The organism is Peribacillus sp. NPDC097225, assembly GCF_044761955.1.
GTDB lineage: Bacteria > Bacillota > Bacilli > Bacillales > DSM-1321 > Peribacillus.
Genome location: NZ_JBIWDJ010000002.1, coordinates 828,221 through 850,293, shown reverse-complemented (window position 1 = coordinate 850,293; position 22,073 = coordinate 828,221). Strand labels below are relative to the sequence as shown.

The following is a 22,073-nucleotide window of genomic DNA, read 5'->3' as shown; positions in this document are numbered from 1 at the left end:
TGTGATGTATCTCCAATCCTATCTTTTCTTTATACAAATAAAAGTACCCTATAGAGAGACTTTTTTAAAGTGTCTACTCTATAGGGTACATTTTAAGATGATCTTCTTTAGACTTTTTTAAAATTAAAGATTCAATTCCTTTTCAATGGCATCGATATTAAAACCAATGATGGCTTTTCCATCGATGACTACTGTAGGTGTGGAATATGATCCATATTTATTAGTCAATTCTTTGCGGGCATGCCCATCTGCTTTAATATCTTTTTCCTTATATTCGATATTGTTATCATCCAGAAACAATTTCGTTATCTTGCAGGGAGGGCATTCGGGTTGTGTATATAGGGTAATGTCTTTCATGATTTCCTCCAAATAATCTTTAATTGAGTTCTTATTCATTATAAAGAATGGCATTACTTTTGGATAGGATTATATCCTGGGTTATCACGTTTGACCAAATAGTCGATTAACCCCATGGAACAGACTTCCAGGTCCATCCTAATAATTTCGAACACGGGATGGTCCCCCGTTATGCCCATTGATGCAAGGTGGGTGGTGACTTTATCGAAAATCATTTCTATAGTTGCATCTACTTGTTCCTTGAACGTCTTGTATTCGTTGAAGGCAGTTTCAGCTGTTTGAACGAAAATGGGCAACCAGTAGCGCAATTGTTTATATACTTCCGTTGGATTATCCGAAACGCCGTAATGGCCAAAATATATCCGATTCACATCCAAACTTTCATACAAATCCGCTGCGGCAAGCATCGCTATGGGATTAAATTGATTAGGTGATGTAGAAGGTAAATATAATTCGATGCCATCTGGTTCAAGTTCACGATAGTACACACCGACCGTATCACCGGAAAACATACCTTTTGAAACTGAATCGTATATGCTGAGATGGTGGTTTGCGTGGCCTGGGGTATCATAAAAGGTCAAGGTACAGTTGTCGCTCGTTTCAAGGGATTCCTTGTTTCCCTTAATAATGATTTTTTCGTGCGGAACTGGAAGGATGGGGTTGAAAAGTTTGTCGAAATCCGCACCGTAGACCTCTTTTGCCCCTGCAACCAATCGCGTTGGATCTTCAAGATGGCGCGCACCTTTTGGATGGACAACCACTTTTGCGTTCGGGCAATGCTGTAAAAAAAGGCCAACCCCCCCTGCATGGTCCAAATGAATATGGGTTAGAATGATATATGTAATGTCTTCTAAAGCTATCCCCAGCGCTTGCAACCCCTTGAGTACATGAGGGATGGAGGGGCTGGCGGATGTCTCAACTAAAGTAATGACCCTATCGGCCATTACATACGTACCAGTTCGGTTCTCCCTACCTAGATCAAAACCGTCAATGAGAGAAACACGATAACCGAGATCACTAACCTTAACCAATAAAATGCACCTCCGGAAAATTTTTTGTGTACAAAATTCATTCCTTATTTTATTCTGATAATAGTAGCATGTAAAGAATGAAGGTTTTAATTATTCTGAATTTATTTCAGCGTGGCTACTGTATAGAAAAGTATGGTATAGTGAAACCTATCGAAAAGGTTTTATTCAGAAAGGAGAGGGAGTATGTCTCAATTACAGGGCATTCTTACCAGATTGAAAAGTCTTCAAGAGCAAGCAAAGGAATCTGAATCTGCTCAGCGTTTTTTTGAAATAGATGGTGTGAAAAAATGCCAGGTTACATATTTCAGCAAAACAGAAATGTTCGAGCTTGAAGTATACAGTGATAAAGGGAAATCATCAAAATATCAATTCGATAATGTTGATATGATTACCATTGAAATCTTTGATCTTCTTCAATCTTAATTTAATTTGTAAAAGCTGCATTCCATTAGGAAAGCAGCTTTTTTATTTTGTTTATTAGTGTGATTTAGGGAGCCAGGTGGTTTGAATGAATACAATGACTTTATGACACATTATAAAGAGGAGGGATGAAGATGAAAAAACCAAAAGCGATATGCCCTGTTTGTTCCGATGAGAGGATATTAGAGGATGTTTTAACCGCCCAGTCCAATCAAAATGTTATTTATCGATGCCCTGAATGTGGTTATGAAAAAGGTGATATCAAAACAAGCAAGGGGTAATCGACCTTTTAAAAGGTCCCTTTTTTTGGAATTGAAGGGGTGTTTGATTGGGCCTTTTCTGCGTGTTTATGTTAAACTAGAATAAGGGATATATATATAAAAACATATGGTAAGGGGTTTTAACATGATCGGTACTCATGATGGGGATTTATTGGAATCCAGCGTGAAAGACTTAATGATTTCTTCTGAACGCGTGGCCCACGTGCAGGTAACCAATAATTTAGAACATGCGCTATTGGTATTAACGAAGAGCGGTTATACGGCCATTCCTGTGTTAGATCCAATGTACAAACTGCATGGCTTAATCAGCACACCAGTCATTCTCGACTCTATCTTGGGACTTGAGAGAATTGAATTTGATAATCTGGAGAATAAAAAAGTTTCCGAAATTATGAATATAGATATACCTCGTCTGAATATAGACGATCCATTGATAAAAGGGGTAGAAATGTTAATTGATCATCCATTTGTCTGTGTTGAGAATGACGAACATCTATTTGAAGGCATTCTTACGAGAAGGGCGATTTTGAAGAAAGTCTTTAAAGAACAATTGTTGCCTGAATGAGGAAATATCCATAGTAAATGAACAGTTTACCTCAGACTCGCCAAGTGGCGAGTTTTCTTATTCTACATAAATCACTAAAAATGGGTTAACCATAGATATCATATTAGTTGAGAGGATGCGTAACTTGGTACAAGCAATAAATACTTCGAACGGTCAAAACTTAAAATTAAAGCGGCCATTCATCCTTGCGGCGATCATGATGGCGATGTTCATGAATGCAATTGAAGGTACCATTGTGTCGACGGCCATGCCTGCCATTGTCAGTGACCTGGGTGGCTTTTCATTATATAGCTGGGTTTTTTCCGGCTATTTACTTATGAATGCCGTGACGGTCTTGATATATGGAAAGTTATCCGACATAGTCGGTCGAAAGCCTGTTCTTTTATTTGGCATTATCGTCTTCCTGATTGGTTCGGTTCTATGTGGCTTTGCTGACTCGATGACGGAGCTCATATTTTATCGATTTCTGCAGGGGTTTGGTGCCGGGGCGGTCGCTCCAGTAGCCTCAACCATTGTCGGGGACATTTATAAGAATGAAGAGAGGGCCCGCATCCAAGGATACCTCTCAAGCGTATGGGGTATTTCTGCTGTCATGGGACCGGCATTGGGCGGGTTGATTGTCGAGTCTCTTTCTTGGAGACTTGTATTCTGGATCAACATTCCCTTGGGTTTACTATCATTTGTTGGAATCTGGATGTTCCTTCATGAAAATATTGAAAAGAAAAAACGTGATATTGACTATATAGGGGCGGCGTTGCTGACTTTATCGATATCCACCTTGATGGTGGTCCTTGTCCAAGGTGGAGTAAAATGGTCCTGGGCTTCTACTCCAGCCATTTCACTTGTTGGAATTGCCGTCGTTTCGTTTGTTTTATTCATCGTTCAGGAAAAAAGGGCTTCCGAGCCGATGATGCCATTTGAAATATGGAAAGAGCGCTCAATTTTAATAGCAAACCTTGTTTCGCTGACAACAGGGGTGATGATGATTGGATTGTCGAGTTTCCTTCCAACGTTTGTTCAAGGGGTAATGGAACGCTCACCGACAGTTGCAGGTTTTACACTGACTGCCATGTCCATTGGTTGGCCAATTGCTTCGGTTTTTGCTGGTAGACTCTTGTTAAAAATAGGGTTTAAGGCTACATCACTCCTTGGTGGGGTTTCTTTGATTCTTGGAAGCGCGATTTTAGTTTTGATGAAGCCAGAAGCTGGTCCACTTATTGCAGCAATGGGATCTTTCTTTGTTGGGGTGGGGATGGGTTTGACATCGACATCTTTCATCGTCGTCATACAAAAGACGGTCAGTTGGGAACGCCGGGGGATTGCAACTGCCTCGAATATGTTCATGCGGAATCTTGGGAATACTGTGGGAGCCGCTTTACTCGGGGGAGTCATGAATACAAGGCTGCAAGCCTATTTGAATGAACATGCAGCAGTTGATTCAAAAGTGACGATCGACACAGCCAATAAATTATTGGATAGTGAAGAGCGTGCTATGCTGCCTAAAGATGTAGTAGAGGTATTACAGGAAGGACTTACGACGTCCCTGCACACCATTTATCTTATCGTCCTACTTTTTGCCGTTATCAGTCTAGTGACTCTGACAAGACTAAAGAAAAGGGAAAAGCGAACTGAATAGTTAGAAAGAAGAGGCAATCTACACATGGGTTGCCTCTTTTTTGGATGCTCAAATCTTGCCTACACGAGTGCCAAGATGAATCAATGAGGCGTTGGCCATGTAAAATAAATTTGAACTGTTGGGTGGGGGGGGTTCTTTCGAGAATTTAGATCATGGCACTCTAGACGCCGCAAACCCGATGATGAGCAATAAAACATCTTCATGAGTATCATTCCATTTCTTTTCTCTTGTAATATAGGTGATCTTTGTTGATAATTAAATTTATATAAAATGAATCAATGTGATAAGAATTAATTATCAAGAGGTTGGTGTGTATGTCTTTTTCAGAATATCATTTATTATCCGTTTTGGCCCAGGAGATGAATATGAGGAAAGCTGCGGAGCGTTTATTCGTTTCCCAGCCTGCGCTTTCACAACGTCTGCAAACAATAGAGAAGGATTGGGGATCAAAGTTGTTCCTGCGTTCGCAAAAAGGGCTTTCCTTGACACCTGCTGGTGAAGCGGTCATTCGATTGGCTAATGATATATTGGCCAAGGAAGAAACGGTGAGGGAAAGTATCCAGGCAATGGATCATGAAGTATATGGTACCTTGAAAATTGCTTGTGCTTCAATAGTCGGACAGAACTGGTTACCACAAGTTTTGAAAAAGTTCGTACAAAAATATCCCTATGCCAAAATTTCTTTAATCACTGGCTGGAGCAGTGAAATTTTAAAGTCCTTATATGAGGGGCAGGTACATATCGGCATCATCCGCGGGGCACCAGATTGGAAAGGCGTAAAACAGCATTTGTTTACGGATATGCTTTACCTGGTGGACACAGAGATGAAGGAACTGGACCAGGTATTCGAAACGGATCGCCCTTTTATCCAGTTTAAAAGTGATTCGAATTATTATCAGGAAATACAGGATTGGTGGCATCGTCAATTCAAGACCACCCCTAAAAATACGATAGTCGTCGATCAAATTGAAACATGTAAGCAAATGGTATTCAATGGAATTGGCTATGCGATCCTACCTGCCATCACTTTACATGATAAAGACACGAATATCTTTAAGATTCCCCTCTTGGATGGACAAAACCATTCAATCGAACGGGATACATGGCTTTGTGGATATGAATCTGCTTTTCAGCTTAAACAGGTACAAGCCTTCACGGAAGTGGTCAAAGAACATATACGTGATCAAGGCATGTTGTGAGTCTTCGAAAGATGGTGTCACGCTAGTAAAAACCATTTATAAAAAGATATTCATTCCTTGTCTTGTAAGCTGTTGTCTGTTAAATTTAAAACGAGTAACGATACATAATTAGGAGGTTTTACCGAGCATGAACAAAATGGATGCAAATGAAATTATTTCTTTTATCTCCAATAGTAAAAAGTCAACACCAGTAAAGGTATATGTCAAAGGTGAATTAGATGGCGTAGATTTTGGCCCTGCTGCTAAAACTTTCATTACAGGCAACACCGGCGTTGTATTCGGTGAGTGGTCTGAAATTGAAACGGCTATCGAAACAGCTGGATCGAAGATTGAAGATTATGTGATTGAAAATGATCGTCGCAATTCTGCTATACCACTATTAGATTTAAAAGGCATCAAGGCCCGCATCGAGCCAGGTGCAGTGATTCGTGACCAAGTTTCAATTGGTGACAATGCGGTTATCATGATGGGAGCATCAATCAATATCGGTTCTGTTATTGGTGAAGGTACAATGATCGACATGAATGCAACTCTTGGAGGACGTGCAACAGTGGGCAAAAACTGTCATGTGGGGGCTGGAGCTGTCCTTGCTGGTGTCATTGAGCCACCTTCAGCAAAACCTGTCGTGTTGGAAGATGATGTGTTAATTGGTGCTAACGCAGTCGTTCTGGAAGGCGTTACAATCGGGAAAGGTTCAGTTGTGGCGGCAGGAGCCATCGTCACGAAAGATGTCCCTCCATACTCAGTGGCTGCTGGTATACCGGCTAAAGTCATTAAACAAATAGATGAAAAAACAAAATCAAAAACTGAAATCATGCAAGAGCTTCGTCAACTTTAATTCCAACCTGAAATATGTTCAAGAGCGTGGATACCTATATCCACGCTTTCTGTATAGGGAGTGAAAAAATATGGAACAGAGCCCGTTTGTTACGATACGGCGCGATTTACATCAAATACCGGAAATAGGTTTTCAAGAATTCAAGACGCAACAATATTTGCTTACATACATAATGAACTTGGCTTCAGAACGAATGGAAGTCGAAACTTGGAAAACAGGGATCTTCGTGAAAATCAAAGGAAATAATCCCAATAAGGTAATTGGCTACCGAGCTGATATCGATGGTTTGCCAATTATAGAAGAGACAGGATTGCCATTTGCCTCTACACATGACGACTATATGCATGCGTGTGGACATGATTTCCACATGAGCATAGGCCTCGGTCTACTGACACATTTTGTTGAATATCCAATCGATGATGACTTAGTATTCATTTTTCAACCGGCTGAGGAAGGGCCTGGCGGGGCTGAACCGATGTTGAAATCCGAGACTATGAAAAAATGGAAGCCTGACATGATTCTTGCTCTCCATGTGGCACCTGAATACCCGGTTGGGACGATTGCGGTTAAAGAGGGGCTTTTATTTGCAAATACATCTGAACTATTCATCGATCTGGAAGGCAAGGGTGGACATGCAGCCTATCCGCACAATACTAATGATATGGTCATCACTGCCTGTTCACTTGTGGGACAATTGCAAACCATTGTTTCCCGTAATGTGAACCCATTGGATTCAGCGGTCATCACCATTGGAAAGATTACGGGAGGAACCGTTCAAAATATCATTGCGGAGAAGGCTCGTTTAGAAGGCACTATAAGGACCCTGGACCCTGAAACGATGGTTAAGGTTAAGTCACGAATCGAAGCCCTTGTAGGGGGCATTGAAGTGGGATATGAGTGTAAAGCGACAATAGACTATGGCTGCATGTATCATCAAGTATATAATGATGAGAAGTTGACCAGTGAATTCATGGATTTCACCGAACAATCATCAGAGGTTCAATTGCATCGCTGTACAGAAGCGATGACGGGGGAAGACTTCGGTTATATGTTGAAGGAGATTCCGGGCTTCATGTTCTGGCTTGGTGTAGCATCCGATTATGGGTTGCATCATGCCAAGTTAATGCCCGATGAGAAAGCCATTCAACTTGCCATTGATCATTTAGCAAAGTATATAACGTATAAAGGTAAAAGAGCATAACAGTAGAGGGTATGACCATGGTAAATGATGATATATCCTGTAAGACGAATGGAAGAGTTTGGAGGGCTTACTGTGAAAAAGGAATTTGCAGTGATAGGGCTTGGCCGTTTTGGCGGCAGTATTGTTAGGACCTTGGCAGAAGAGGGAATGGGTGTGCTGGCCATCGATGTGGATGAAGACCGCGTTAATGAATATGCCAGAATAGCTTCGCATGCCGTCGTTGGAGATACGACTGATGAAAACGTACTTAGAAATATCGGTATCCGGAATTTTGAACACGTCATTGTCGCTATTGGGGAAAATATTCAGGCAAGCATTTTAACGACCCTCATGCTTAAAGAACTGGGTGTCAGCAATGTTACGGTCAAGGCCCAGAATGACTATCATGAGAAGGTGCTCCGAAAGATTGGAGCGGATTTCGTGGTTCATCCAGAACGGGATATGGGAAGGCGTATTGCCCATAACATCGGTTCTAATAACATCCTGGATTATCTTGAGCTTTCCGATGAACATTCCATTGTGGAAATCGTGGCAAGCCAAAAGATGAACGGAAAATCGATATTCGATCTAGACATCCGGGCCCACTACGGGTTGAATATTGTCGGGATTAAAAGAGAAAATGAAATTAATGTTTCGCCCCAGGCCAATGATTTGATCCATAAAGGGGATATCTTGATAGTCATTGGAGCCGATTCTGACATCAATCGGTTTGAAAAGAAAATCGTCGATTAAAAAAAGGAGGACCTGCCGATTTCTGCAGGTCCTCCTTTCCTTTAAACTAAAAAAAACCCCAGCCATTCGGCTGGGGTTTCTTAATTATTGTACCTCCATGATGATCGGAAGGATCATCGGGCGGCGTTTTGTTTTTTCATATAAGAATGGTGATAGAGTATCTGTAATCTCATTTTTGATTTCAGACCATTGAGTGGTCTTGCGCTCCATCACTTTATTCAGGTGCTTGGTGATGAGGGACTGAGCATCATTGATCAGGTCTCCAGATTCTCTCATGTAAACGAAACCACGTGAAATGATATCCGGACCGGAAGCGATTTTGAATTCCTTCATATTGATGCTGACAACGACAACAACAAGTCCTTCTTCGGAAAGGATTCTACGGTCACGTAAAACGATGTTCCCGATATCGCCGATGCCGCTTCCATCGATATAAACCGATCCAGAAGGGATTTTCCCGGCGATTTGAGCCGTATTTTCACTTAATGAAAGTACCTCACCATTATCCATGATAAAGCAATTTTCCTCAGGTACACCGCAATCCATTGCATGACCTGCATGAAGTTTTTGCATACGGTATTCACCATGAATCGGCATGAAGAATTTTGGCTTGATTAAACGAAGCATTAACTTTTGTTCCTGTTGACCGCCATGACCGGAAGTATGAATATTATTCAATGGACCGGAAATGACATCTGCGCCCGCACGATATAATTGGTTAATGGTTCTTGATACGCTGATCGTGTTACCTGGAATTGGTGAAGAAGAGAAAACGACAGTATCTCCAGGTATAATTTGAATTTGACGGTGAGTTCCGTTTGCAATTCTTGAAAGAGCTGCCATTGGTTCACCTTGGCTACCTGTACAAAGGATGGTCACCTTGTTTGCAGGCATCCGGTTCAATTGCTGTACATCGATAAATGTATCTTTAGGTGCAACGATATAACCAAGTTCTTGACCGATAGCGATAGCTGAATCCATACTACGTCCAAAGACGGCAATTTTACGGCCATTTTCAACAGCTGCTTCAACGACTTGTTGAAGGCGATGGATATTGGATGCAAAGGTTGCAAAGATGATTCGACCATCTACTTTACGGAAGATATCTTGAATCGTATCGCCTACGCGGCTCTCTGACATCGTAAAGTTCTGCACTTCACTATTCGTGCTGTCGGATAGTAAGCACAATACGCCTTCTTTTCCGATTTCGGCCATTTTTGTCAAATTGGCCGGTTCTCCTACAGGTGTAAAGTCGAATTTGAAATCACCAGTATGGACAATTTGTCCAGGAGGAGTTTTAACCACGATTCCGTAAGAATCCGGGATACTGTGAGTCGTACGGAAGAAAGAGACAGAAGTCTTCCGGAATTTGATGACTTCATCTTCACTGATTTCAATCATCGTTGTCTGGCGTAATAGACCATGTTCTTCCAATTTATTGCGAAGTAGTCCAAGTGCCAGCTTGCCGCCGTATACAGGGACATTCACTTTTCTTAGTAAATATGGAATTCCGCCAATGTGATCTTCATGACCATGTGTGATGAAGACACCTTTAATTTTATCTACATTTTTTTCTAAATAGCTGTAATCTGGTATCACATAGTCTATTCCGAGGAGTTCGTCTTCCGGGAATTTAATTCCCGCATCGATGACGATGATCTCATCTTGGAATTGAACAGCATATGTGTTCTTACCGATTTCGCCTAAACCGCCCAAGGCGAATACAGCAGTTTGATCGTTTTTCACAAATTTCATAAATTATCCTAGCTCCAATACTTTAAAATCTTCACTTTGTTTTTCGTATTCCAAATATGCGCCAGCTACTGGTGCTACTAACTCTACGTTATAAGGTTTTTCCTTTAGCTTTAAACGGACGTCGCGGACGGATTCACCTTCCACATACATCGTTTGCGTATTCTCCCTGATGGGAACCTCAGATATGGTTACTTGATAGTATACCTTAAAAACCATTTTAATCTCTCCTCACTTGTTTACATTGCTTTTTTCATTATATATAAAAACAACAATTTTTACATGTTTTTCAACATCATGGAAAAACAAACCCAACTTACCTTTTGGAAGAGGGGTTTTTATTTAACTTATTATACCAATACGGAATAGTATATAAAAATAAATAGCTGAATTCGTAGTTTAACCGACCTCTATCCTTTATCCTTTCCGTTTTTACTACATGTAAAACTTAATTGGATAAAGAAATGTTCCGGAATGGGCCTCTTTAAAAGGAACATCTATGTATTTAAAAAATAATCCTTCAATCAATGCTTGGTGAAATCGGTTTCTTGCTAAAAGAAAGGGGATCACCGATGTGTGAACCTGTGCAAAGATATGGATATTATAGTATGTACATGTAATCTTTCAAAGTAGGCTTAATAAGAACTGTACAACAAGGAAGAAGCCCTCCGCAAGTTTTTGAAGGGCTGTACAAAAAAATCTCGCAAATGGATGACGGCCATTGGCAGAATGAAAATGGCATCATGCGATTGATTTTTTTCTTAGAAGATCATTCCATTGTTTTACAAGCTTTTTACGAAGCTTCTTTAACATGGCGATCACGCTCCCTTAGTTATTATTGTATAGGATTATTCAATAAAGTAAATACGTCTTTACAGGTAAAAGGCTTATTTATGAAAAAAAGGCCGTCATTTCTACCATATGCTTGGTTATCTTGGGAGAGGGCGAAGGGGGATTTAGATGTCTCATATATAATATATGCTGAACCACGAATGAAAAACCTGGATAAATGTGGTGTTTTGAAAAGGAGTTACTTGACTTATTTTAATGACAATTATTAAATGGGTACATATTAAAAAAAGGTAAACTGAATGAATTGGAAGTGAATAGTCAGTGAAAATCGTATTCTTTGATATTGATGGAACATTACTGGATCATGAAAAAAAATTACCGGCTTCAACAAAGAAAGCAGTGAAGCAACTGCAGGATAGCGGAGTCTTCGTAGCCATTGCGACGGGACGTGCACCATTCATGTTTGAAGACTTAAGAGAAGAACTTGGTATCGATACATTCGTTAGTTTTAATGGACAATATGTCGTTTTTGAAGGGGAAGTCATCTATAAGAACCCGTTGAATCTATCTGAAATCAGAAGGCTGCATAAGGCTGCGGAGGAAAATGAAGTGCCTATCGTATTCATGAATGAGGAAACGATGCAATCAAGCGTTCCGTATCATAATCGGATTGAAGAAGCCTTGAGCACTCTAAAATTCCCACATCCGGGGCATCGGGCGGATTTTTATAAAAATAATGACATTTATCAAGCCTTATTATTCTGCTCTGAGGATGAAGAATCGGAGTACGTGGGTATGTACGATAAATTTAACTTTATTAGATGGCATACCTATTCAACGGATGTTTTGCCTTTTGGGGGTTCAAAGGCTGAAGGGATAAAGACTTTGATGAAAAAGGTCGGATTTGACCTTGAGGATGTATATGCATTTGGAGATGGCTTAAATGATATAGAAATGCTTAAAGCTGTGGGGTATGGAGTGGCTATGGGCAACGCAGGACAGCTCGTCAAACAGGAAGCTGATTACGTGACAACGGACGTCGATAAGGACGGCATCCTCCATGGGCTAAAAGAACTTGAATTGATTTAATGTAAGGCAGGCAGCAAGACCCCCACTTATATAAACGGTGGGGGTCTTTGCTGCCTTTACTGGGATGAAACTCATCTTTCAATTGGAATGTAACTTTCTGGGACGTTGAAAGGATCGTCATGATTGATGTGATCATAAAACATAATGCCATTTAAATGATCGATTTCATGTTGGAAGCAGATGGAGGCCAAACCTTTTAACCGGAGCTGAACATCTTCTCCTTCTATGTTTGTACCGGATACCTTTATACGGGCATAACGAGGTACATAACCAGAAATGGGCCGATTAACGGAGAGGCAGCCTTCGCCGGCGGTAAGATAGGACCTTTCAACGGAATGGCTTACGAGTTTTGGGTTGAATAGAGCATAGCTAATTAATTCGCCTTTTTCATTTTTAAGATGTACGGCGATCATGCGTTTGGATATATTCACCTGTGGTGCGGCCAAACCAATTCCTGCCCTCAAACCATATTTCAAAGCGATTTCAGTATCCTGGCTATTTTGTACATACTCCATTAAGTCGGCCAAGACCTTTTTGTCCTCTTCAGAAGCAGGTAATGGAACTTCTTCAGCCACTTTCCTTAATATTGGATTGTCTTCTTCAACAAAATCATCCATTGTAAACAAGTTCTTTCACCCCACTAAGTTTCATAAATATATGTATGGGATTATTTTAACAAAAATATGCTCGGAAGTTAATATAAGAGACAATGATAGGGAAGAAGGACCATCCCTATCATTATAGTATTTACGGCATTATAGGCTGTTTAATTTTCATTTTCATTTATAATTTTCTTTAATAAGGGTAGTTACATGATATTTTGGGTAAAGGGAGAGGGTGATTATCTGTTTAGCATAAGCATGCGCCGACAATGATCAGTAGTATGAATAAGACTACGATTAAAGCGAAGCCGCCGCCGAAACCACAACCGCCGCCACCGCCATAACCTCCATAACCATAACTTGGTGCAGCGGATACTGGATAACAACAATCTTGGGTGTAACCTCCATAATACATAATTATACCTCCGTTTTATATTTTGGGATTCAACCATCTTGATTTGAAATGGTTTAATACAGCCTATGCGGTAGGGGTTGAATCGTGTAGGCTCTAACCCAGACTTGAAAAATATCCTGTTTTCGGTAGTGGAACGCGTGTAGTGACTGCTATTAAATTCAGATGTGGGAATTTCTTAAAAACATCCTAATAGAAGGATCAGAGGGAGTGTTAGTTTTGAAGCTTTATCGTCTATACGTCGTTTTGTTTGTTTCTGTCATAATGATGACCGGATGTATGAATAGCGGTTCACCTGAGGAAAGAGTCGTTAAAATTCTAGACAAGACAGTTGAGAAAGAAAGTAATTTTACAGAGAAACAAGAGCCTTTAAATGATTTGGAAAAAGAAGAAAAAGAAATATATGAAAAAATCATCAAACTCGGGATGAAAGAGTATGACCAAATCGTGGAACTTTCCGACGAAGCATTAAAAAATATCGAAAAACGAGAAGAGTTAATCGAAAAAGAAAAAGAGAGTATGGATGCCTCGAAAAAGCAATTCGACAAAATGGAAGGGCAAACTGATAAAATTGAAGATCAAAAGGTAAAAAAAGAAGCTGTCAAAATGGAAAAGACAATGAATGAACGATATGAAAAATATGAGGACGTATACAAAACCTATCAACAAAGCTTAGCGAACGATAAGCAACTATATGAACTATTCAAAAAAGAGGATCTAAAAATGGATGAACTCCAAAGTCAAATTGATAAAATTAATACAACATATGAAAAAGTTGTGAAAGCCAATGAGAAATTCAATGCCGTAACAACAAAATATAATCAAGAAAAAGATAGCTTTTATGAAACGGCAGGCATAAAAAAAACGGACTCTGACAAAAATTAAAGAAGAGGGATAAGGCTATGGGCATTGCTCATAGCCTTATGTGCGTTTGGGTAAGAAAATAAAATGCCCGGATTTCCGTTGAAAAGTGAAAAAACTCAACGGAAATATTTACTGACCTGTACTAAGGAAAAATAAATAAAGAAATTCTAACAGTTGAGACGATTGAAAGTATATAAAGTTTTTTTACAATACTATTCAAAAGTTGAGAATGCCTTTAGATAAAGGTCATGATTGATTCTTTAGGAATAGGAGTTGAAGCGAAATACTATCCTTTGGCACCTTACGGAAGCTAAAAGTGGCAAAGTTTATAGTACAGATATATAATGAAAACTATAACAGAGGGTCAACTAGTGGAAAATAAAACAAATAAAATTTTGAATATGGGGAAGTATAAGTGATTGACTTGATGTTAATTCATCTTGTACACTAAATTTACCAAAGTTCTTGTATCATATTTCTTGATTATTTTATTGGTACAGCTTAAGATTAAGACATAAATATGATTCCCTTGTTTGAGAGATTATGCTTAAGGGGAAAATAAAACAATAAGTACTTGAAGAAACTATAAGACAAATCATTTTGCTTTATAGAATAATAATTACTAACCTTTTTAATGAAAGGATGAGGTGCCAAATGGCTCAGAAAACTAAACAGGCTAAAATTAATGTTCAAGATCAGCTGAAAAAAGTTGAAGAACAATTTGAAATGTTTCAAATCTTAAATGAAGAGGGAGAAGTCGTGAACGAAGCGGCAATGCCTGACTTAAGTAATGAACAATTACAGGAATTGATGCGCCGTATGGTATATACACGGATACTGGATCAACGTTCTATTTCCCTTAACAGACAAGGAAGATTAGGTTTTTATGCACCTACCGCAGGGCAGGAAGCCTCTCAGATAGCTTCTCAATTTGCTTTGGAGAAAGAGGATTTCATTCTTCCAGGGTATCGTGATGTTCCACAAATCGTTTGGCATGGCCTGCCACTTTGGCAAGCTTTCTTATTCTCAAGAGGACATTTTAAAGGGAATCAAATACCGGAAGATGTGAATGTCCTTTCACCACAGATCATTATCGGCGCCCAATATATTCAAGCTGCCGGCGTAGCACTTGGTCTTAAGAAACGTGGTAAAAAAGCTGTCGCGATAACATATACGGGCGATGGAGGAACTTCACAAGGGGATTTCTATGAAGGAATCAACTTTGCCGGAGCATTTAAAGCGCCAGCTATATTCATTGTACAAAATAATAGGTTTGCAATCTCAACACCTGTCGATAAGCAGTCTGCAGCTAAAACATTGGCCCAAAAAGGGGTGGCTGCTGGTATTCCAGGCATTCAGGTAGACGGCATGGACGCATTAGCGGTTTATACTGCAGTGAAAGAAGCACGTGAGCGCGCCATAAATGGTGAAGGCCCAACACTGATTGAAACCTTGACTTACCGTTATGGACCTCACACTATGGCTGGGGATGATCCAACTCGTTACCGGACAACGGATTTAGATAATGAGTGGGAACAAAAGGATCCACTTGTTAGACTTCGTAAGTTCTTGGAAAATAAAGAGCTTTGGAATGAAGACTTAGAGAATGAAACGATAGAGAAAGCAAAAGAAGATATAAAAGAAGCAATCAAAAAGGCTGACGCAGAACCAAAACAAAAAGTGACAGACCTTATTTCAATCATGTTTGAAGAAATGCCTTACAATCTAAAAGAACAATATGAAATTTATAAAGAAAAGGAGTCGAAGTAAGCCATGGCTCAAATGACGATGATTCAAGCAATTACAGATGCATTACGTACAGAACTTAAAAATGATGAGAACGTACTCGTTTTTGGAGAAGATGTCGGCGTTAATGGAGGAGTGTTCCGGGCGACTGAAAATCTTCAAAAAGAGTTCGGTGAAGAACGTGTTTTCGATACACCCCTTGCAGAATCAGGCATCGGTGGATTGACAGTCGGTCTTTCATTACAAGGTTTCCGTCCTGTTCCTGAATTACAATTCTTTGGATTCATTTATGAAGTAATGGATTCAGTCAGTGGACAGCTTGCTCGTATGCGTTACCGTTCAGGCGGTCGCTACAATGCACCGGTTACCATTCGCTCTCCATTTGGCGGTGGTGTTCATACTCCTGAAATGCATGCGGATAGTCTAGAAGGATTAATGGCCCAGCAACCTGGATTAAAGGTAGTTATTCCTTCCACTCCATACGATGCAAAAGGTTTGTTGATTTCAGCCATTCGCGACAACGATCCTGTCATTTTCCTTGAACATATGAAATTATATCGCTCTTTCCGCCAGGAAGTTCCTGAGGAAGAATATACGATTCCATTAGGAAAAGCAGATGTAAAACGAGAAGGAACGGACTTATCCATTATTACGTATGGTGCGATGGTACAGGAATCCATCAAGGCTGCGGAAGAATTGGCTAAAGAAGGACATTCGGTAGAAGTGGTCGACCTTCGTACTGTTTCTCCATTGGATATTGATACGATTATTGCCTCTGTTGAAAAAACGGGACGGGCCATCGTCGTTCAAGAAGCACAAAAACAAGCTGGTGTAGCAGCACATGTTGTAGCAGAAATAAACGAACGTGCTATTTTAAGTCTGGATGCTCCCGTTTTACGAGTGACGGCTGCCGATACAGTTTTCCCATTTTCTCAGGCTGAAACGGTATGGCTTCCAAATTATAAAGATATTATCGAAACAGCGACAAAAGTGTTGAAATTCTAATTACTTTTAATGAGAAGAATGAAAGTAAAGGCTTTGGAGAGTCTTTCTCATTAGTAGAAATACATGACAAAGGGCTTTATTCAAAGCCCTAAGTATGATTTAATATAGGAGGTTGAATTCAGTGGCATTCCAATTTAGACTCCCTGATATCGGAGAAGGTATACACGAAGGTGAAATAGTAAAATGGTTTGTTAAACCAGGAGATACGATTCAAGAAGATGACGTACTTTGTGAAGTTCAGAACGATAAAGCTGTAGTCGAAATTCCATCACCGGTGAAAGGTACCGTTGAAGAAATTCTTGTTCAAGAAGGAACGGTGGCTGTAGTCGGAGATGTACTTGTCACTTTTGATGCTCCTGGGTATGAAGATCTTCAGTTTAAAGGGGATCATGGGGAAGAAGCGAAAGCAGAAGGTGATAAAGATACTGAAGCTCAGGTTCAAGCTACTGCTGAAGGCGGACAGAAAGTCAATAAAGAAGCTGCACCGGTTCAGGGAAATAGTGAAGAAACGGGCGCAGGAGCTCAACCAAAGGCGGGATCTCAGCCACAGGTTGAAGCAGATCCTACACGACGTATCATTGCCATGCCTTCTGTTAGAAAGTATGCACGGGAACAAGGGGTAAATATTCGCGAGATTACTGGCTCAGGAGATAATGGCCGCGTCATGAAAGAAGATATAGATGCTTTCAAAAATGGCACATCCGCTTCAAAAGAACCAGCTCGTCAAAGTGATGATGCTTCACAACAAATAGATTCGGATACGAAAGAAAATAATGCGAAAGTGGCAATTCCAGAAGGGCAATACCCTGAAACACGCGAAAAAATGAGCGGCATGAGAAAAGCGATTGCCAAGGCAATGGTTAAGTCGAAACAGACGGCTCCTCATGTTACATTAATGGATGAAATTGATGTGACGATGCTAGTTGCCCATCGTAAGAAATTCAAGGATATTGCTGCAGAAAAAGGAATCAAGCTTACATTCCTACCTTATGTTGTTAAAGCCTTAACTAGTGCATTACGTGAATTTCCTATGCTTAATACATCATTTGATGATGAAACAAGTGAGATTATCCATAAACACTATTACAATATCGGAATTGCGGCAGATACAGAAAAAGGTCTGTTAGTTCCAGTTGTAAAAGATGCAGATCGAAAATCAACTTTTGCTATTTCACAAGAAATTAATGAATTAGCTGCGAAAGCTCGTGATGGTAAGTTGGCTTCCAATGAAATGAAAGGCGCTTCTTGCTCCATCACGAATATCGGTTCCGCAGGCGGTCAATGGTTCACACCTGTAATCAATCATCCAGAAGTTGCCATTCTAGGGATTGGACGCATTGCCGAAAAAGCAATTGTTCGCGACGGGGAAATTATCGCCGCTCCAGTTCTGGCATTATCACTTAGCTTTGATCACCGTATTATTGACGGGGCCACTGCTCAGCATGCATTAAATCACATCAAAAAGTTATTGAACGACCCAGAATTATTGTTAATGGAGGCGTAAACAATGGTAGTAGGAGATTTTCCGATCGAAACAGATACATTAGTAATAGGTTCAGGACCTGGGGGGTATGTTGCCGCAATTCGCGCAGCACAGCTTGGACAAAAAGTAACAGTTGTTGAAAAAGGATCAATTGGCGGAGTTTGTTTGAACGTAGGTTGTATCCCTTCAAAAGCGATGATCTCAGCAGGTCACCGTTTCCATAATGCTCAGCATTCAGAAGATATGGGGATCTTTGCGGAAAAGGTTTCTGTTGACTTTTCTAAAGTGCAAGCATGGAAACAATCTGTTGTAAATAAATTGACAGGTGGCGTAAGTAGCCTATTAAAAGGAAATAAAGTTGAGGTCGTGTCAGGAGAAGCTTACTTCGTAGATGAAAATAGCATCCGTGTCATGAATGAAGACTCAGCTCAAACATATACATTTAAAAACGCGATTATCGCAACTGGTTCTACACCAATCGAAATCCCGTCATTTAAATATACTAAACGTGTACTTAATTCTACTGGTGCTCTTGCTTTGGAAGAATTACCAGGTTCAATCGTCGTTATCGGCGGAGGGTACATTGGTACAGAGCTTAGCGGCGCATTAGCAAGCTTTGGAACGAAAGTAACGATCCTTGAAGGTACAGAAGAAATTCTTTCTGCAGGTTTTGAAAAACAAATGGCAGCCCTAGTTAAAAAGAACCTTAAAAACAAAGGTGCTGAAATTGTTACAAAAGCTCTTGCTAAAGGCGTGGAAGAAACTGAAACTGGCGTTACGGTTACTTATGAAGTAAAAGGCGAAGAGAAAAAAGTTGAAGCGGATTATGTGTTAGTGACAGTAGGTCGCCGTCCGAATACATCTGAAATCGGTCTTGAACAAGTCGGCATCAAAATGACGGACAGAGGCTTGATTGAAATTGATAAACAATGTCGTACAAATGTGAAAAACATTTACGCGATTGGTGATATCGTTTCTGGACCTCAATTAGCACATAAAGCTTCTTATGAAGGAAAAATCGCAGCGGAAGCTATCGCTGGCGAGTCTTCTGAAATTGACTACCTAGCGATTCCGGCTGTGGCATTCACTGAACCGGAACTTGCTTCTGTAGGTTATAATGAAAAAGACGCGAAAGAAGCAGGAATCGAAGCATTAGCTTCTAAATTCCCATTCGCTGCAAATGGACGTGCTCTTTCATTGAACAGCACGGACGGTTTTGTGAAGCTTATTACCCGTAAAGAAGACGGATTGGTAATTGGAGCACAAATCGCAGGACCAAACGCTTCTGATATGATTGCAGAACTTGGTTTAGCTATCGAGGCAGGAATGACTGCTGAAGATATCGCGATGACAATTCATGCGCATCCAACTTTAGGGGAAATCACAATGGAAGCTGCTGAAGTAGCCCTTGGAACTCCTATCCATATCATCAAATAATTGTTTTCCCAAAAAGCATACTGCCCTTCCTGGGCAGTGTGCTTTTTTTTCGTTATAAGTTAATGTTACCGATCCGAAATACTTAATGAAATGTGAAGACGGGCATATATTTAAAAGAACATGATCCGTTTTAAAAGGGAAAAAGGTTTGAAATTTGTAGAATAGGATAAAAAAATAGCAGGAGCGGTGTGACTTGAGAACAAGTTTGCCGAAATAAAGCAACGGCCAATTGTTCATATAAATGGGGTGGATCACTTGAAAGATTATCTTGTCATCCTTTTTCAACTAATTGTTTGGAGTGGATATACGGTGGTTGAATGGCTGTCGGTCAATGATCGTTTTGTTTTTAAAGTATTCATGTTTTTGGTCTTTTCTTATTTAGCCATTTATATCGGAAAAATGATACTGAAATCCAATAGAAGGACGTTGCTGGTCACCGTTATCAGTTTACTCTGTTATGGTGTATTGCAAATCCTTTTAGAAACATTAGTACCTGTTTATTGAATGAGGTTTACGCCGTGATGCGACTTATACCAATGGAGGAATTATGCTTAACAGACCCTTGTGCATGTTTGCGATGATATCACTTGTATTGATGGGGTGTAATGGAATGGATGTTACCCCTGTAAAAAATCAAAAAAACGTCGAAACATCGAGCAATATCAAAAATGAACAAAAAGAAGTAGAGCTGAGTGAGAAACAGGAGAAACCAATTGAAAAAGGGAAGGCAGAAGAGGAGAAGGTTCAAGTCCAATATCGTTTGAATGAGGCAAATTGGTCATTTGAACCAATTAAAGATGCTGATCCGAAAGTTGTCCTTTTGACATTTGATGATGCACCTGATAAATATTCACTAGACATTGCAAAAACGCTCCATGAGCTTCAAGTGCCAGCTATATTTTTTGTGAATGGCCATTTTATTGAAGATGATGAAAAGAAAAAAATATTGAAGGAAATCCATGATATGGGCTTCCTAATTGGGAACCATACATATTCTCACGTTAACTTGAAGGAACAGACTGATGTGGTTCAAAAAAAAGAAATCGTTAAATTAAATGATTTGGTAGAAGAAATCGTTGGGGAGCGGCCCAAATTCATCCGGGCTCCGTTCGGGACGAATACCGAATATTCCAAAGGAATTGCGAAAAAAGAAAAAATGTTGGTTATGAACTGGACCTATGGCTATGATTGGGAAAAAGAGTATCAAAATGATAAGGCTTTAACGAATATCATGTTAAATAGTCCATATTTATCGAATGGAGCGAACTTATTGATGCATGATCGGAAATGGACGCATGACGCGATTGAAGATATCGTAAATGGTTTTCAAAAGAAAGGCTACACATTCCTTGATCCCAGATTAATAGAAACCCCTGCATAAAGTATCTATTAATCATTCGAAATCGGTCTCATTGATTATTACTTTGCGATTAAAAAGGCACTCGGGAAATATTCCGAATGCCTTTTATGATGAACAACCAGTTCACCGGACTTTGCTTTTATAGAATCTTATTCGCTTGTCTATAGCTGTCAATCATTGCACATATTATCACAATAGGGGCAAGAATGAACCCTATGGAAACGAACGCAAGTAAGCAAGACACTAAATATGCCAAAGCAAAAAATATACCTCTTTTAAATAGCTTTCTGTCTCTTGATGCCCATTCCCAACTAGGATGTAAGCTTAAGAATAGATGCCCAGCACCAGGAACCCAAAAAGATATTATGAGTGTGATTAGTTTCTTCAAACCATTTCCTCCTAATAATACAAATAATACATCCATCAACATTAAGTTAATTCACTTGATAGGTCAATAATCATGACTCATTATTATTGTAACCAAAAGAAAAAAGCATTCAAGGAGAATGCTTTTGGTTCCTTTTTCGAATAATCTACCCGTTTTGATAAGTTGAGATTCGAAATAATGCTCATAAATTATTATTTCAGAAGTATAACCATCCATTAAATAATGATTCTTTCACGTACCTTACCAAAGAAAAAATGATTGGAAATTGTGACTATTTTAGACTTATCCTTAATATAGATGTCTATATCCTTATACGAATGCCTTAAGTGGTGTTCATTACTTTCTGGGATAATAATACATGATTCGTTTATTAAAGAGGTGGAGTTGGCCTTGCAATTTTTTTGCGAGGAATTTACATAATTCATTAGCTTTGCCTTTATCCCCGAATGTAGCTGTTTCAGGAAGAGTGAATTGGATATATGATTGAATCCGTTCCATGCCGTCCTCATCTTGAATGATTTCTTGGTCGACCCCAATTAATATCATATGATAACGGTCGACATTGGACTGTAAATAAATCATGTTCCCCTTCATTTCATCCGGCTCTTTCATATCATAAGGAAAGGCTTTTTTATCATAGTCCCAATCCAGTTGCTTTCCTGTTTTTGAGGTGACCATTTGGTAATAGGTGAGTAATTCCTTCACGTCCTCAATCGTGACATTGGTTTTCACAGACTCCGGGACTAGTTTGATATAGGCATTTTCAATCATTATTCAGCCTCCTTTTCCCTGTTTTCTTTATAATAGATTAACATTAAATGGATATTTTATATACCTATCTATATGTAACTGTAATTGGGATAATTCCTTCCTCACATTCTCA

The 22,073-nt window shown here is 39.7% G+C and carries 24 protein-coding genes; 17 read left to right on the top strand and 7 right to left on the bottom strand.

What is annotated here, in order from left to right; genetic code table 11:
• Positions 1-123 precede the first annotated feature (123 nt).
• Both ACIQXH_RS09995 and ACIQXH_RS09990 read right to left on the bottom strand, forming a co-directional pair.
• Positions 124-357, bottom strand: a complete 234-nt coding sequence (locus ACIQXH_RS09995) for a glutaredoxin family protein (protein WP_402868022.1) — start codon at positions 355-357, stop codon at positions 124-126.
• Between the two features lie 53 nt (positions 358-410).
• The gene (locus ACIQXH_RS09990; protein WP_402987720.1) at positions 411-1,388 is read right to left on the bottom strand and encodes an MBL fold metallo-hydrolase; all 978 of its coding nucleotides are present in this window, start codon (positions 1,386-1,388) and stop codon (positions 411-413) included.
• 183 nt (positions 1,389-1,571) lie between these two features.
• Here ACIQXH_RS09990 and ACIQXH_RS09985 point away from each other — a divergent pair, with 183 nt between their 5' ends.
• The 8 genes from ACIQXH_RS09985 (at position 1,572) to ACIQXH_RS09950 (ending at position 8,260) form a co-directional block, all read left to right on the top strand.
• Positions 1,572-1,811: a YkuJ family protein gene (locus ACIQXH_RS09985; protein WP_402868027.1), complete on the top strand. Its 240-nt coding sequence runs from the start codon at positions 1,572-1,574 to the stop codon at positions 1,809-1,811.
• A gap of 131 nt (positions 1,812-1,942) precedes the next feature.
• The gene (locus ACIQXH_RS09980; protein WP_402868029.1) at positions 1,943-2,089 is read left to right on the top strand and encodes a hypothetical protein; all 147 of its coding nucleotides are present in this window, start codon (positions 1,943-1,945) and stop codon (positions 2,087-2,089) included.
• Between the two features lie 124 nt (positions 2,090-2,213).
• Positions 2,214-2,654: a cyclic-di-AMP-binding protein CbpB gene (gene cbpB, locus ACIQXH_RS09975; RefSeq protein ID WP_402868031.1), complete on the top strand. Its 441-nt coding sequence runs from the start codon at positions 2,214-2,216 to the stop codon at positions 2,652-2,654.
• 91 nt (positions 2,655-2,745) lie between these two features.
• Complete coding sequence (locus ACIQXH_RS09970; RefSeq protein ID WP_402868559.1) at positions 2,746-4,290, top strand: MDR family MFS transporter; 1,545 nt, start codon at positions 2,746-2,748, stop codon at positions 4,288-4,290.
• A 314-nt stretch (positions 4,291-4,604) separates the two neighbouring features.
• A complete protein-coding gene (locus ACIQXH_RS09965; RefSeq protein WP_402868033.1) occupies positions 4,605-5,489 on the top strand; it encodes a transcriptional regulator CcpC in 885 nt (294 codons plus the stop codon).
• A 127-nt stretch (positions 5,490-5,616) separates the two neighbouring features.
• Complete coding sequence (dapD, locus tag ACIQXH_RS09960; protein WP_402868035.1) at positions 5,617-6,327, top strand: 2,3,4,5-tetrahydropyridine-2,6-dicarboxylate N-acetyltransferase; 711 nt, start codon at positions 5,617-5,619, stop codon at positions 6,325-6,327.
• A gap of 70 nt (positions 6,328-6,397) precedes the next feature.
• Entirely contained in the window at positions 6,398-7,528 is a 1,131-nt protein-coding gene (locus tag ACIQXH_RS09955) for an N-acetyldiaminopimelate deacetylase (protein WP_403080064.1), read from the top strand.
• A 72-nt stretch (positions 7,529-7,600) separates the two neighbouring features.
• Positions 7,601-8,260, top strand: a complete 660-nt coding sequence (locus ACIQXH_RS09950; RefSeq protein ID WP_402868561.1) for a potassium channel family protein — start codon at positions 7,601-7,603, stop codon at positions 8,258-8,260.
• An 84-nt stretch (positions 8,261-8,344) separates the two neighbouring features.
• Here the strand turns inward: ACIQXH_RS09950 and rnjA are convergent, their stop codons facing one another.
• Positions 8,345-10,015 (bottom strand): ribonuclease J1, encoded by a 1,671-nt coding sequence (rnjA, locus tag ACIQXH_RS09945; protein WP_402868038.1) that lies wholly within the window; start codon positions 10,013-10,015, stop codon positions 8,345-8,347.
• Positions 10,016-10,018: 3 nt separating this feature from the next.
• Positions 10,019-10,231: a DNA-dependent RNA polymerase subunit epsilon gene (locus ACIQXH_RS09940; RefSeq protein ID WP_402868040.1), complete on the bottom strand. Its 213-nt coding sequence runs from the start codon at positions 10,229-10,231 to the stop codon at positions 10,019-10,021.
• An 894-nt stretch (positions 10,232-11,125) separates the two neighbouring features.
• On the opposite strand from ACIQXH_RS09940, the gene ACIQXH_RS09935 reads away from it, so the two are divergent.
• Positions 11,126-11,893 (top strand): Cof-type HAD-IIB family hydrolase, encoded by a 768-nt coding sequence (locus tag ACIQXH_RS09935; RefSeq protein WP_403123243.1) that lies wholly within the window; start codon positions 11,126-11,128, stop codon positions 11,891-11,893.
• 71 nt (positions 11,894-11,964) lie between these two features.
• On the opposite strand, the gene def is transcribed toward ACIQXH_RS09935, so the two are convergent.
• The gene (gene def, locus ACIQXH_RS09930) at positions 11,965-12,519 is read right to left on the bottom strand and encodes a peptide deformylase (protein ID WP_402868043.1); all 555 of its coding nucleotides are present in this window, start codon (positions 12,517-12,519) and stop codon (positions 11,965-11,967) included.
• A 223-nt stretch (positions 12,520-12,742) separates the two neighbouring features.
• The gene (locus tag ACIQXH_RS09925) at positions 12,743-12,910 is read right to left on the bottom strand and encodes a YjcZ family sporulation protein (protein WP_402987726.1); all 168 of its coding nucleotides are present in this window, start codon (positions 12,908-12,910) and stop codon (positions 12,743-12,745) included.
• A gap of 216 nt (positions 12,911-13,126) precedes the next feature.
• Between ACIQXH_RS09925 and ACIQXH_RS09920 the strand changes: the two genes are divergently transcribed.
• The 8 genes from ACIQXH_RS09920 (at position 13,127) to ACIQXH_RS09885 (ending at position 21,260) form a co-directional block, all read left to right on the top strand.
• Positions 13,127-13,792: a YkyA family protein gene (locus ACIQXH_RS09920; RefSeq protein WP_403080063.1), complete on the top strand. Its 666-nt coding sequence runs from the start codon at positions 13,127-13,129 to the stop codon at positions 13,790-13,792.
• Between the two features lie 633 nt (positions 13,793-14,425).
• Positions 14,426-15,541: a pyruvate dehydrogenase (acetyl-transferring) E1 component subunit alpha gene (gene pdhA, locus ACIQXH_RS09915; RefSeq protein ID WP_402868047.1), complete on the top strand. Its 1,116-nt coding sequence runs from the start codon at positions 14,426-14,428 to the stop codon at positions 15,539-15,541.
• 3 nt (positions 15,542-15,544) lie between these two features.
• Positions 15,545-16,522: an alpha-ketoacid dehydrogenase subunit beta gene (locus tag ACIQXH_RS09910; RefSeq protein ID WP_402868049.1), complete on the top strand. Its 978-nt coding sequence runs from the start codon at positions 15,545-15,547 to the stop codon at positions 16,520-16,522.
• A gap of 121 nt (positions 16,523-16,643) precedes the next feature.
• Positions 16,644-18,026, top strand: coding sequence for a dihydrolipoamide acetyltransferase family protein (locus ACIQXH_RS09905; protein ID WP_403123240.1), 1,383 nt, complete (start codon positions 16,644-16,646; stop codon positions 18,024-18,026).
• 3 nt (positions 18,027-18,029) lie between these two features.
• Positions 18,030-19,442, top strand: coding sequence for a dihydrolipoyl dehydrogenase (gene lpdA / locus ACIQXH_RS09900; RefSeq protein ID WP_402987728.1), 1,413 nt, complete (start codon positions 18,030-18,032; stop codon positions 19,440-19,442).
• A gap of 246 nt (positions 19,443-19,688) precedes the next feature.
• Complete coding sequence (locus ACIQXH_RS09895) at positions 19,689-19,946, top strand: hypothetical protein (RefSeq protein WP_402868055.1); 258 nt, start codon at positions 19,689-19,691, stop codon at positions 19,944-19,946.
• A 43-nt stretch (positions 19,947-19,989) separates the two neighbouring features.
• Entirely contained in the window at positions 19,990-20,823 is an 834-nt protein-coding gene (locus ACIQXH_RS09890) for a polysaccharide deacetylase family protein (RefSeq protein WP_403080061.1), read from the top strand.
• Between the two features lie 194 nt (positions 20,824-21,017).
• Entirely contained in the window at positions 21,018-21,260 is a 243-nt protein-coding gene (locus tag ACIQXH_RS09885; RefSeq protein ID WP_402868059.1) for a hypothetical protein, read from the top strand.
• Between the two features lie 266 nt (positions 21,261-21,526).
• On the opposite strand, the gene ACIQXH_RS09880 is transcribed toward ACIQXH_RS09885, so the two are convergent.
• Positions 21,527-21,961, bottom strand: coding sequence for a DUF1885 family protein (locus ACIQXH_RS09880; protein WP_402956145.1), 435 nt, complete (start codon positions 21,959-21,961; stop codon positions 21,527-21,529).
• Between the last annotated feature and the right edge of the window lie 112 nt (positions 21,962-22,073).